Source organism: Bacillus sp. FSL W8-0102 (assembly GCF_038007225.1).
GTDB classification, from domain to species: domain Bacteria; phylum Bacillota; class Bacilli; order Bacillales; family DSM-4216; genus Bacillus_O; species Bacillus_O smithii.
Genome location: NZ_JBBOWT010000001.1, coordinates 1,495,011 through 1,507,877, shown reverse-complemented (window position 1 = coordinate 1,507,877; position 12,867 = coordinate 1,495,011). Strand labels below are relative to the sequence as shown.

10 protein-coding genes, 1 pseudogene and 1 riboswitch are annotated in these 12,867 nt (G+C 40.2%); of the genes and pseudogenes, 2 read left to right on the top strand and 9 right to left on the bottom strand.

Annotation, left to right across the window (positions count from 1 at the left end; genetic code table 11):
* Entirely contained in the window at nucleotides 1–441 is a 441-nt protein-coding gene (locus N1I87_RS07335; RefSeq protein WP_003354865.1) for a hypothetical protein, read from the top strand.
* Between the two features lie 805 nt (nucleotides 442–1,246).
* A complete protein-coding gene (gene sspL / locus N1I87_RS07330) occupies nucleotides 1,247–1,384 on the top strand; it encodes a small, acid-soluble spore protein L (protein WP_341101176.1) in 138 nt (45 codons plus the stop codon).
* 88 nt (nucleotides 1,385–1,472) lie between these two features.
* On the opposite strand, the gene N1I87_RS07325 is transcribed toward sspL, so the two are convergent.
* The 9 genes and pseudogenes from N1I87_RS07325 to N1I87_RS07280 all read right to left on the bottom strand — a co-directional run bounded on the left by N1I87_RS07325 (nucleotide 1,473) and on the right by N1I87_RS07280 (nucleotide 12,843).
* Complete coding sequence (locus tag N1I87_RS07325) at nucleotides 1,473–2,384, bottom strand: 5'-3' exonuclease (RefSeq protein ID WP_341101174.1); 912 nt, start codon at nucleotides 2,382–2,384, stop codon at nucleotides 1,473–1,475.
* Nucleotides 2,385–2,595: 211 nt separating this feature from the next.
* Nucleotides 2,596–2,799: a hypothetical protein gene (locus N1I87_RS07320; protein ID WP_341101171.1), complete on the bottom strand. Its 204-nt coding sequence runs from the start codon at nucleotides 2,797–2,799 to the stop codon at nucleotides 2,596–2,598.
* Nucleotides 2,800–2,812: 13 nt separating this feature from the next.
* Nucleotides 2,813–6,439, bottom strand: a complete 3,627-nt coding sequence (locus N1I87_RS07315) for a dynamin family protein (protein WP_341101170.1) — start codon at nucleotides 6,437–6,439, stop codon at nucleotides 2,813–2,815.
* Nucleotides 6,440–6,701: 262 nt separating this feature from the next.
* Entirely contained in the window at nucleotides 6,702–6,866 is a 165-nt protein-coding gene (locus N1I87_RS07310; protein WP_341101168.1) for a hypothetical protein, read from the bottom strand.
* An 84-nt stretch (nucleotides 6,867–6,950) separates the two neighbouring features.
* A complete protein-coding gene (locus N1I87_RS07305) occupies nucleotides 6,951–7,487 on the bottom strand; it encodes an isoprenylcysteine carboxyl methyltransferase family protein (RefSeq protein ID WP_341101165.1) in 537 nt (178 codons plus the stop codon).
* 28 nt (nucleotides 7,488–7,515) lie between these two features.
* Nucleotides 7,516–8,580: pseudogene (locus tag N1I87_RS18015) on the bottom strand (type III polyketide synthase).
* A gap of 230 nt (nucleotides 8,581–8,810) precedes the next feature.
* The gene (locus N1I87_RS07290; protein ID WP_003355084.1) at nucleotides 8,811–10,118 is read right to left on the bottom strand and encodes a nucleobase:cation symporter-2 family protein; all 1,308 of its coding nucleotides are present in this window, start codon (nucleotides 10,116–10,118) and stop codon (nucleotides 8,811–8,813) included.
* A complete protein-coding gene (locus tag N1I87_RS07285) occupies nucleotides 10,115–10,699 on the bottom strand; it encodes a xanthine phosphoribosyltransferase (protein ID WP_048623532.1) in 585 nt (194 codons plus the stop codon). The genes N1I87_RS07290 and N1I87_RS07285 overlap by 4 nt, the downstream gene beginning before the upstream one ends.
* Before the next feature lie 136 nt (nucleotides 10,700–10,835).
* A riboswitch (purine riboswitch) is annotated at nucleotides 10,836–10,937 on the bottom strand.
* 394 nt (nucleotides 10,938–11,331) lie between these two features.
* Nucleotides 11,332–12,843 (bottom strand): carboxypeptidase M32, encoded by a 1,512-nt coding sequence (locus N1I87_RS07280; protein ID WP_341101160.1) that lies wholly within the window; start codon nucleotides 12,841–12,843, stop codon nucleotides 11,332–11,334.
* Between the last annotated feature and the right edge of the window lie 24 nt (nucleotides 12,844–12,867).

The window sequence follows — 12,867 nt, the reverse complement described above, 5'->3', positions numbered from 1 at the left end:
ATGTTCAAATTGGTAAGAATGTTGAAATTGCGAGACCTAGAGTTGTTTCGTTTAGATAATCAAGATAATGAAACTGTCTGTATGCTATTGATTTTAGATTACAGAAGACCTAGTGTTTTAGATGATTTTCCTATTTTAAAGGAAATAGAGGATGAGGATTCATTTGAAGGCGCGGAGAATTATATCCACACGGTAATAATTTCAGAAAAAAAATTAGAAGAAAATATTGTGGACCAAATTGCTGAGGTAATCGAAGGGTTAGTTGAACATAAGCCAAATTGTGATAATAATAATTCTTTTTATATTAGTAAATTCCCTGATAATTTTGAGGCTGGCACACATTTAATAGAGTATATTAAACCTATCTTAGATAAGATGAATTTTGACATTGATCTAACATATATCACTGATAAACATTTTAATTACTTGACTCAAGAATAATCTTTAATTTAATTGTGGTTCTTGAGTGGTACAATGGGCAATGTAGCGGTGAACATTGATCCAATCGTTAACCTAAAAATAGCATTGAATGCCGCAGGAATTAGGGGTGGGAGGATTTTCGACAGCGATGGTAAAAAAGATTGCCATCGTTCGTCTTGTTGGTTCAAAAATTACTTTCGAAAAGTAAATAAAAAATCCTTTCTTCCCCGATTGACTCATGTATTTCTTTTCGTTTATCTAAAATGGTCTTCAAACTGTGTCGGACTCAGGGTAAACGAAACAAAAAGGCGGAGTGAGGGCTTCGCCTTTTAATATGGGTATTTATATATATTTATTGTAACTATTCAGCCACATCATAAAGTGAGCTGAATATTTTCAAACAGTCAAATCAAATCTCTTCGTTTGTCCTTTTGGGAGTTCATGTGCGACAAAACACCAGTTTCATAACTTTTAATAATATGAAACATCCCTCCCAAGTGTATAAGTTTTCAAACAACAAAAAATGGTTTCCTACCATTCTATCAGGTTGAAAAACCTGTACAGGTTATTCCAACAGGATTAGATCGAGATTGAACTTGAGATAACGAGAGTTCCTTCGCATCCAGATGAACATTTCAGAACCATTTATGCGATTAAGAGGCTGTAGTGAAAAAAAGACGTTTCTGCTCGTCGTATCTTGATAAGTATAAAAAATCATCAACACGCCGTTTCCCCTATTCACTGACCTGCTTTTCTTTTCAGAGAGAGCGGCTGCTTTGCATAAAATGAACTCCCTCCAGAGAAAGTAAAGATGGAGGTGACCATCATGAGCAAAAACAGAAACCGAGGAAGAGGAACAAAGGCACCAGGCGTTAATCCGCAAGGCTATGGCCAAGATGCAGATTTTACTCCCAATCCTAAAAGTCAATTAGAAAATGCAGCCAAAAAATCGAATAAAAAATAGCCAATGACTGTTTTAATTTAAATACTTTTACGAAAAAGCGCTTCTTTCGATTTCCTGTTAAAAAAAGGCGGTGGGCAACATATTTTGCTCACCGCTCATTCGATAACAGTCCGGCTGATTTATGAACGTTCCAGCGTAATAAAAGTGGTTTTAACGTTTTGAATTCAAACTGTTCGATACACTCCATAATAGAATCGAGAAACGGCTCCCAACGCGCCTGTTCCTTATTCCAGCTAATTGGAGCATCACAATGGATGGTTGCTAATTTCCGCGAAAGGAAAAGCATATCTAAATCTTCTTCTATTTTCTTTTTCTGAGAAGGCGACAGCAAAGAAAGATTTTCAAGGATTCCTTCGATAGAGCCAAATTGTTGTATTAATTTCAGTACCGTTTTTTCTCCAATGCCTTTCACACCCGGGTAGCCGTCGCTCGGATCTCCCATCAATGCTTTGACATCTATAAACTGTTGGGGCGTCACACCGTATTCTTCATAGAATCTTTCGTATGTGTAAAATGCATAGTTTCCATACCCTTTTTTCAGAAGCATGACATCGATATGTTCATCCAGCAATTGCAGCAAATCTCTGTCTCCGCTTAAGATCGTGACTTTTTTGGGGTGTTCCCTTTTAGCGATGGTTCCAATGCAATCATCTGCTTCGAAACCTTCCACTCCAATATTCGGAAGTTGAAAAAAATCAGTCGCTTTCTTCGCCAGGTCAAATTGAGGAATCAACTCAACCGGCGGTGTCTCACGGTTGCTTTTATAATCAGGAAAAAGGTCGTTTCGAAATGTATTACCACCCATGTCCCAACATACCGCGATATGCGTCGGCTGAATCTTCTCTACCGCTGTCAGCAAATGCTTTATGTATCCTTGCACGCCATTAGTCGGCATCCCTTTCGAATTGATCATAAATTGTCCCGTCACAGCCGTTGCGTAAAAAGACCGAAACAAAAGCGCCATTCCGTCTACGATTAAAAGATGTTCATTCTCTTTCATTCCGTCACCCCATTGTTGAATATGAACTTCCTTTCATACTACCATAATTCATTGATTCTAGAAAGAATTCCATTTTCCATGATAAAGAACAATGGCCTTGTCGGCATTGTTGACAAACTGCCGTTCAATCATCTTAACATGATGGTGTTTCTCTTTTTTGTTCAAAAAAACCGGAGCTTCGATTGAAAGCCCCGGACTGATTCTTTTCTTCCTAGGACGACCTCTGTTCCAATACCTCGCCTTTCTCTTTTTTCATCAATTTCCTTACATGGTCTTTTGGTGTCCAGCAGTTGAACCGATAATAAGTTTTCGTATCATAGCCTAAGCGGAGACAGCGAAAAAGCATTCCACTTTCCGTTTTTTCGGCTGAAAAATGAATGCAGGTGGCGCATGCGTGGAACCGGTTGACAGACAAATCCAATCTCCTCCTAAGCGATGTCTTTTTGAAGCACCTTCAGCACTTCTTTCCATTCCTGTATATTTTCCGTTGCTTCCAACGCTTCCATCCAAGCGGAGAATTGTTCCTCGCATTCAGATTCTAAGCTGTTCTTCAGGCGGTTGAATTGTTCGTCCAATGTCTCTTTTATCCATTGGCTCAATTTTTCTTTTTCGTTAAAAAGATATTGATCGGCTAACGGCGACAGTATGTCTTCCAATTTATTCTGCATGAGCTGTTTCTCATTCTTTTCAAAAAACGTTTTGGCATTTTTGAAAAGAGCGAGCGCCGGTGAAAACGTTTCTTGTGGAAGAGAATGAAACGCTGCCGGAAATTCAGGCGTTTCTTTCGTCGACCATTCCAAATCAGAAAAGTAAAGCTGTTCTTGAATACTTTGATAGTGTTCGTGCAAACTTTTTTGCTTCGCATTTAAAACTTGGTGAAGAAATTTCTCCGCTCGCAAGCTTGTGGCCCGCATTTCTTGAGACAAATCAAATCCGATAGAGCTCAAAAAGTCCTCTAATGCTGTACGAAGTGCTGCCTTTCCGCTTGACGGCTGCAAAACAGATGGATTAAAAGATTCTTTAAAAAAGTCTGGAAGCCGATAAAAAACACGTTGTTTCACATAATACACGAGCTCATCGATTTCTTGACACAACCGTTTCCACAAAAAATCGGGAGTTTCCTTTTGCAAATGTTGGCTGATTTGCTCTTTTTGATTTGCCAGCAATGCTTTCTTTTCTTTTCGGTTTTCCCGATTCTCCTCTGCCGTTTTGATTAATTGCTCCAGCTGCAAGACTGCACGCTTCATATCACGTTCTGCAGATTGTACGGCAATCTTCGTTAAATCATATTGTAAAAAAGATTCGAATGCTGATTGAAACGACTCTATCCGCGATTGCATTCGTTTGTTCGGGTCTAGAGCAAGCAGGCTTGAGACGCCGTAAATTCGCGGGAAGCGAATGCCATACTGCAGCAACTGACCTTGAACATACGATAAAACATCCGCCATTTCTTCCTCATCATTAGCAAGATCTACGGCATTAACGATAAAAAACATTTTATCCAATTCAAACGAGTCTTTCACCCGGCCAAGCTGAATCAAGAATTCACGATCTGCTTTTGAAAATGCGTGGTTATAATAGGTCACAAATAAAATCGCATCGGAGTTTTTAATATACTCAAAGGCGACTCCCGTATGGCGGGCATTGATAGAATCAACTCCCGGAGTGTCAACCAATGTGATTCCCAATCTGGTAAATTCACAATCATAATAAAGATCGATTGATTCTACAAAACAGCTTTGACGTTCATTGGCCACAAACCCCCGGAAAGTATCCAAATCGACGACGAGCGTTTCCCCTAAATGGTCTTTATATTCCGGAAATCCTTCATAAAACGCTTTTAAAAAGGACAGATGAATATTTTCTTTTCCATTTTTATTCTCGTTTGCAGTAATGTTTGGAATGCGTTCATATCCTTCCTCAAGGGAATCCGCCATCACATGAAAAACACCTAAAGAGGACTGCAAATCGGAAAGCATTTCTTCCCTTGTTTTCAAATGGACAGCCGCTGTCCGATCATGATAGATTTCATTCGGTGGGTGAATACGATTGACTGCCGCTGTCGTTGGATTAGGGGAAACCGGCAGCACTTTTTCACCAAGCATGGCATTGGCAAAGGAAGACTTTCCGGCACTGAAAGCACCGAATAATGCAATCGTAAATTCTTGTTTTCCTAAGCGGTTCGCTTTCTCCTCCAATTCTTTCCGCAAATATTTAAAGCCCGGAATTCCTTTTAAAGCTTCGCTCCATCGATGCATTTTCTCTGCGATGATGACAGGAGAAAAAGCCGGCGCTTCAGATTCAGCTTTTTTATACTCGCTTTCTCTTCTTTGGATTTTTGGAATCGATTTTGTTTTTGATGGATTCGCTTCTTTTGTAAAAATTTCCGCTTCCTGCTCTTCGGCTTCCCATTTCCGTATTCTTTCATCGAAGGTCGGAGAATAAGAGTACGTGCCGGTTTTCAACATTGCAAACGCTTTTTTTCTTTCGTCTTCAAGAATGTCAAGTTCTTTCCATTGAAGCACAGCATTTTTCTTTTGATTCCACTCTGTCCATTCGTTTTGCAATGATCCCAGCTCCGACTGCCATTTTTGCTCCAGAATCGATTTGGCCGTTTCCAGCCATTCATTGCTGGCCATCCGAGCCATCTTTTTTAGCTTTTCGGCTACTTCGTCGCAATAATGCAGCACGGAATCACCTGTTACTTGAGCGCCCGGTTTAATCGCCGACGTTAAAAGCGCTGAATCCAATTGGACCCTAAATTCTTCCGCCTTCATTGCTAAATCGTCATGAACGAGATTGTATTTTTTCAGCCATTTTGCCTGCAAGTCACGAATATGCCATTCGACCTGGGCCTTTACTTTTTCCTGCAAGTCAGCTAAAAACAGCTCTAATCGACGGGTCTTTTCTTCTTCCGTTTTTTTCTTGCTGAAAAAAAAGCCGACTTTAAAATCAGGCTGGTACGCTTCTAAAAAGGACTTGGCAAGTTCCCGCGTCTGCGCCGGCATGATATAAGCATTTTTTAAAATGGTTTCCCGTTCGTTTTCCAATTCCTCCACTGCTTTTTGAACATCTTTTTGTTCGATTTTTATTCTTAGTTGTTCTTCCTTTGCGAAAATCTCTTTTTCATTCCATTCGTTTCCTAGTATTGCCGCAAGCTGCTCTCTTTTTTCGTCTTGTTCTTTTTTCAACCATTCCAAATGCTCCGCAATCAGCCGCTCCGTCATCGCTTCGGCAGACTGCAAGGATAGCTCCTCCCGCATTTGGATGCTATCTGCCACCAGCTTTTTCACAACGGAAAAATCATTGAACGGATGATCAGGCTCTTTTAAGCTTGTAAAATAAAATCCTTCCGGACGGACTCCCCAATCATCAAAAGCACGGTAAACTGATTGCCGAAATTCATCAAAAGACAATTCTTCTTGATGATGCTTGTCAATCTGATTAATAATTAAGTACAATTTTGCTCCATGGGAAAGGAGCTCTTTCGTATAAGTAAAATTCAATTCTGATTGCACATGATTATAGTCCATGACATAAAACACCATATCAGCCAAATGCAAAGCCGACTCTGTGGAAATGCGATGGGCATCATCGGTTGAATCAATCCCAGGTGTATCCATCACCGTTAAGGTTTTCGGCAGCTTGGACTGCTTGCGGCCGATTTCAATGGATTCCACTTCCATGCCATTTTTACAAAATTCTTTTATTGTATCAAACTCGTACGAACCTTTGAACAAAAGCGGTTTGCGGTTTCGATACAAAATTTTCGCAAAGTCCTCGTCGGCATGGCGAATTTTGACTAAATTAGCGCTTGTCGGAATCGGACTCGACGGCAAAATCGATTCCCCTGTCAGCTGATTGATCATCGTTGATTTTCCAGCTGAAAAATGACCGCAAAAAGCAATAATAAATTCCTCTCGATAGAGCTTTTTTAGAAATCTTTTTGCTTTTTCCGCCCTTTCATGGTCTCCGAATTGCTGAAACCGTTCATAAAGCATCATGCTTTTCGCCATCATTTGTTCCGTTGTCTTATGTTTATGTGCAGTTGACATGTATTCCCTTAACCCCTTTATCGCTTAAACTAAAACCGTTCAGCACGGCGCTGATAGAATAAAATTCTCTTTTTATTTTATCGGAAATTCTCCTCTATTCCCATAAATATTTTTATTTTCAGAAAAACACTAATATAGTTTTTTCATTGATTCCCCTTTATTCTAATACAGTCCAGTTTTATATGAAAGAACGATTTAAAGGGATGGGCAGCCAAAATTTTCTATTTCCAAACAATAAAAAAGACAAACATTTTGTTTGCCTTTAACGGTGGGAATGTATTGGGACATAAACGGGATCGTCTTTTGATTCTTGCTGAGATGGACGAGGAGCAGAGGGCAGTCTTTCAGGCTGAAGAACATGATTTAGTACGTATTTTAATGTTAATCCGCAAATAACGACCGTTAAAAGGATGAAAATAGCGATCATGGCTTTGCTCCTCTCTTTTCATGCACATGATAATCATTTTCATTAGTAATTAGACTATAGCATAAACGAGAATCATTTTCAATGTCATTTTTCACGTACATTTCGTTTTCGCTTTGGCCAAAGCTGGCGATCCAGCAAGTCTTGATAATTTGTGTAGGCTAAAAGAGCTTTTTCTTCCGTTCGGATGCGAATGCGGAGCATCGATTGATTGAGGAGAAAAAACAAGAACAAGGTGATATACGCTTGAAACAGAAGCGGGATTAAGATCAATTCGAGTGTGACAAGCCAATAATTAGGATGTCTAATCCATTGGTAAGGTCCTTTTTCAATCGCTTCCGCTCCTTTAAGCACGATAATTTTTGTATTCCAATAAGGGCCTAATGAAGTGATAATCCATATTCTTGCCATTTGAAGGCAAAAAAACAGCAACAACAGAAAAATCCAATAACGATGAGGTGTTTTGCCAAACCCTTGAACTTCAGCTAAAAGGGATAGAAAAAAAGCACAGTGCAGGAGGACCATCCAAGGATAATGACCAGAGCCGAATTCCACTGCTCCTTTATCGATCAGCCGTTTTTCGTTCCTTTTCGCTATTCTCAGTTCGATCAACCGTTGCAACACTAACCAACCTAATACGAAAAAAACAGCATTATGTCCACCTCATGAGCAAAAGTTCTGTGCTGAATCCCGGCCCAAGGGCACAGGCAAGTCCGATTTCGTCGCTGCGGATCGATTTTTTCAGCACTCGTTCCAACACATAAAAAATGGTGGGGGAAGACATATTTCCGTATTTTCTCAAAATGAAAGCAGCATCTGCTATCATTTCGCGATGAATGCCAAAAGCTTCTTCATAGGCTTGAATGACCTTTTTCCCTCCAGGATGGGCGATAAAATGGGATATTTCGTTCCAAGAAAGTTTTTGCTCAGCCAAAAAATCTTCTACAACTGGTTTAAGCCAATTTGCCACTAGGGTCGGGATATCTTTTGAAAAAATAACATACAGACCGTTATTGCGTATATCCCATCCCATGACATCAAGTGCGTCTTTTTTTAGCACACTTTTGGCTGCAAAAATATGTGGGAGAGTCTGTTTCGCTTTCACTACTGGACTCTCCACGCCGCAAACGAGCATACACGCCGCTCCGTCACCGAATAAAGAAGTACCGATCAAATTGCTTTTAGATCGGTCATCTAATTAAAACGTCAAACTGCATAACTCAACTGCCAAAACGAGCACATTTGCCTTTGGAAAGGCTTTGCAATACTCAAACGCCCGAGCCAGCCCCGATGCTCCGCCTGCGCATCCTAATCCCCATATAGGAATTCGTTTCACAGACGAAGAGAACGGAAGTATATTCATAATCCTCGCTTCCAGGCTGGGGGTGGAGAGTCCCGTCGTGCAAACGGTAAAAATCGCCTCAATATCTTCATAATGGAGCGGTTGTTTGTCCAGGCAATTTTGAATGGCCTCTTTCCCTAACCGCACTGCTTCTTCAACAAACAGCCGATTACGCTCTTCCATATCATGAAATGTTTGATACCACTCTATGGGCTTCACAAAATAACGAGTCTCAATTTCGGCATTTTGAAACACTTTCAGCATCCTGTCCACAGGGGGATAACCGGAAAAAATCTGTTTTACCAATGCTTGTACTTCCTCTTGGGAGGCACAATAGTCAGGATTGGCATGCCCCGCCGCTACAATCATTCCCATCGGAATCCTCTCCTGTTTTGTAGTAATAATAGTTTTTCCTTCCGATTGACAGTTATGATTCCAAAAATCAAGACAATCTCTCCGGGCATCCTGTGAATAGAACAAAAGTTTCACCGCAAACAACAACAGCCCAGCATCCCCCGAAATGGGTATGAAGGGCCAAATAAAAAAGCAAGGAATCGAGTCCCTTGCCTTTCATTTATTTTTTCCAGCTAAATTTTTGAATATTTTTATGAAATTTTCTGTTGAATCACAGCTGTGCTTTTATCTGTTCTTTTGCCAATCATATGAAACACGATATTCAATACAATCGCTGTCACACTTCCCGCCACAATTCCATTTCCTGTTAAAATTTGCAGAGCTTTCGGTAATTGGCCAAATAAATCCGGCACCACTGTCACTCCAAGACCCATCCCAATGGAACAAGCCATAATCAATAAATTTTCTTGCGATGTAAAATCGACTTTGCTTAGCATTTTAATTCCTTGAGCTATGACCATGCCAAACATCGCCACCATTGCCCCGCCTAAAACAGAGGACGGGATGATCGTTGTAAAAGCTCCTATCTTTGGAATCAATCCAAGAAGCATTAAAATGAACGCCGTTACGAATATAACAGATCTTGATTTGACGCCGGATAGTTGGATAAGTCCGATATTTTGCGAAAAAGCCGTGTACGGAAAAGAATTAAAGAGAGATCCTAAAATACTGGCAATCCCTTCAGAACGATATCCTTTTTTGAGATCATCTTCATTTACTTTCTTTTCACAAATATCTGCCGCCGCAAAATAGACGCCGGTTGACTCAACAAGACTCACAATCGCCACAAAAATCATGGTCAAAATGGAAGTCCAATGAAAAGCTGGCACACCCAATACAAACGGCTTAATCATATGGAACCAGGATGCTTCCGAAACGGGTGAAAAATCCACTTTTCCCATCATTGCTGCCGCCATTGTACCAGCCAATAACCCAAGAAGAACAGAAATGGATCGAATAAAACCTGTGAAAAAACGATAAAGTACGATAATGACAATTAATGTTCCAAAAGAAAGGGCAATATTGGCAGGAGAACCGAAATCGGGGCTTCCTTCTCCTCCGGCCATATTTTTCATGGCAACAGGTATTAGTGTAAGACCAATTATCGTAACAACAGAGCCCGTTACGATCGGCGGGAAAAATTGGACAAGTCTGCTGAAAACAGGCGCAATCAGCACGACAAAAATCCCTGAAGCCAAAATGGCTCCATAAACACCCGGCAAGCCGTACGACTGTCCGATGGCGATCATCGGAGCAACAGCCGTAAATGTACATCCCAACACAATCGGCAAACCGATTCCAAACCATTTTCCTTTCCATACTTGCAAGAAGGTCGCTATCCCGCACATAAAAATATCAATCGATACTAGATAGGTTAATTGTTCGCTGGTCATTTTCAACGCACTGCCTGTAATTAAAGGAACAATCACCGCCCCGGCATACATGGCCAAGACATGCTGCAGCCCTAACGAAGCCGTTTGGATCCATCGGTTTTTCATAGCAATGCCTCCTCATGGAATCGTACTTTACCGTTTTCCAATGACTGAATTCGGACCAGCGACTCCACTCGAATATTTTGCTTACGAAGAAGGGAACCGCCATTTTGAAAGGCCTTTTCAATCACGATGCCTATTCCAACGAGGTGTGCACCTGCTTGTTTTAAGATATCCAATAAGGCGCAAGCTGCTTGTCCGTTTGCCAAAAAATCGTCGATAATCAGGACACGATCGCTTTCGTTTAAATATTTTTTCGATACATAGATGGTGCTCTTCTCACGTTTTGTAAAAGAGTACACCTCTGATAAATAAACATTTTCCGACAAAGTCAAAGATTTGTTTTTGCGAGCGAAAATAGCCGGCACTTTCAGTTCAAGAGCCGTCATGACCGCCGGAGCAATACCGCTTGATTCCAATGTCAGCACCTTTGTAATGGACTCGTTTTGAAATCTTTTCGCAAACTCTTCCCCCATTTCCTTGACAAGGAAAGGATCGATTTGATGGTTCAGGAAGGAATCGACTTTCAGCACCTGATCAGATAAAACCAAACCTTCCTTTAAAATTTTTTCTTCCAAATGCTTCATCATAGTCCTCCTTTTCTTTTGACCCGCAGAAAAGAAAAAAGCCCGCAGGTCATTGCATTCCCCAAACATGAGTGAAGCAATGCCCTTTGAGCTTTTAAAGGGACAAGGAAAAACAGGACAGATCAAATCAAATCGGTCCGCCTCATTGCTCACTCATAGTCAGACTGTTTACGGCAGTCCGGTAGAGACTGGCAAGCCATATTCTTGCCATTATATGAGTGAATGCATTTTGAAATTTTACTAACATTATAGCAAATTAGTAAGTGATTTCAATAGAGAATACGAACATTATTTTGTTTGAATAAATCTTTCCACGATATATTCCTCTTAATTCTGAACATTCTTTATTTTTCTGTTTTTTTATACTTTCGGAAAGATTCGCAGCGATGCTATTACGTTACCTATGGTTTACGCCCAACAATTAAAAAAATGCTTTCATACAAGCCCCTACTATTTAACGATAACGGTATCACACCAAAGCCATAAGCTAGAAAAAGAGGAGAAACTTTTTTCTCCTCAAGAAACATGAAACGCTTTTTGATCGGATGATCCACTATATAACCATAAACTTCTAAAAAATGAGATCATGCCTTTTTCAAAGAAAATCAAACATCAGACGGTTTTCCGGTGAGCTATAACCGGTAAATGTCCGTATATTTATTGCGGATGTAACGGATGAAATATTCCGGATTTAATTCTTCTCCTGTCGCATCCATTAAAATTTCGAGCGGTTTTTTTAATTTTCCGTATTGGTGGACATTTTGATTGAGCCATTCTTTGATCTTAAGCAATTGGCCTGTTTCCAGAAGCCCCTCCAAATCAGGTAAATCCTTTTTCATACTGTAGTAAAATTGGGCTGCATACATAAATCCGAGACCGTAGGAAGGAAAATAACCAAAATCTCCTCCTGCCCAGTGGATATCTTGGAGCACGCCTTCTCCATCGTTTTGAGGAGAAACGCCTAAGTATTCTTTATATTTTAAATTCCAAATTTCCGGTAAATCTTTCACCTGTATTTCATCTTGGAAAAGCGCTTTTTCTATTTCATACCGAATAATGATATGGAGCAGATAAGTACATTCATCGGCTTCGATCCGAATCAATCCCGGCTTTACTTCGTTCACCGCCCGATAAAACTCTTCTGTAGAAACGGTATCAAACTGGCCATTGGAATAGCGCTTCAAGAGATCAAAATGCTTTTTCCAAAAATGACGATGTCGGCCGATAAAGTTTTCATAAAACAATGATTGCGATTCGTGAATGCCCATTGACGTGCCGGCACAGAGAGGTGTTCCAATTAGATCACGGCGGATATTTTGTTCATAAATGGCATGACCTCCTTCATGGATCGTACCGAATATGGCGACCCGGAAGTCTTTTTCATTATAGTGAATCGTTACTCGGACATCACCTGGATTTAAGGCTATTTCAAAGGGATGGATCGTTTCGTCCAATCGGCCGGCTTCTAAATCATACCCCATTTTCTTTAAAATCTGTAAGCTAAATAAGCGCTGATTTTCTTTCGGGAAATATTGGAATAAAAAATCGGTTTTTGGTTTATGAGGCGACTTCTCAATTTTTGAAACAAAATCTACCAGAAACGTCCGGACCTTTTTAAAAACAGGATCTAAAACGTCCACTGTCACTCCCGGTTCGTACAAATCAAGCAATGCATTGTATGGATGGTCTTTATAGCCCCAATATTCAATAAATCTCTTCTTATACTCAACGATTTTTTCTAAATAAGGTCTAAACAGTTCAAAACGACTTTCCTCTTTTGCTTGTTCCCATGCATTCTCCGCTTTTGACTGCAATATTATGTACTCTTTATATTCTTGAGTCGGAATTTTTTTATTACGATGATATTCCTTTTTGCATTCTTCTAGTATTTTTGCAACTGTCGGCGAAAGCTTTTCTTCATGAGGGGATAAACTGGCAATAAAAGATGCCATTTCGTCGGAGACAGACATTTGAAACAATTCAGAAGACAATACCCCCACCACATTGGCACGCTGCTGAATTCCTTTTTTAGGCGCACCTGTCCGCATATCCCAATAAAGGAGATTTAAAGCCTCTTGAAAAGAGGTCATTTTTTGGATATATTGCAAAAAATCGTTTTCAATTTCTTTCGTCATTGGATTCATTTAGGTCCCCCCTTTTCTCCGTAT

Excerpts from the sequence above, each read along its gene's own strand:
- N1I87_RS07335 (WP_003354865.1), top strand. The coding sequence starts at position 1 with ATGTTCAAATTGGTAAGAATGTTGAAATTGCGAGACCTAGAGTTGTTT.
- sspL (WP_341101176.1), top strand. The coding sequence starts at position 1,247 with ATGAGCAAAAACAGAAACCGAGGAAGAGGAACAAAGGCACCAGGCGTT.
- N1I87_RS07325 (WP_341101174.1), bottom strand. The coding sequence starts at position 2,384 with ATGAAAGAGAATGAACATCTTTTAATCGTAGACGGAATGGCGCTTTTG.
- N1I87_RS07315 (WP_341101170.1), bottom strand. The coding sequence starts at position 6,439 with ATGTCAACTGCACATAAACATAAGACAACGGAACAAATGATGGCGAAA.
- N1I87_RS07310 (WP_341101168.1), bottom strand. The coding sequence starts at position 6,866 with ATGATCGCTATTTTCATCCTTTTAACGGTCGTTATTTGCGGATTAACA.
- N1I87_RS07290 (WP_003355084.1), bottom strand. The coding sequence starts at position 10,118 with ATGAAAAACCGATGGATCCAAACGGCTTCGTTAGGGCTGCAGCATGTC.
- N1I87_RS07285 (WP_048623532.1), bottom strand. The coding sequence starts at position 10,699 with ATGAAGCATTTGGAAGAAAAAATTTTAAAGGAAGGTTTGGTTTTATCT.
- N1I87_RS07280 (WP_341101160.1), bottom strand. The coding sequence starts at position 12,843 with ATGAATCCAATGACGAAAGAAATTGAAAACGATTTTTTGCAATATATC.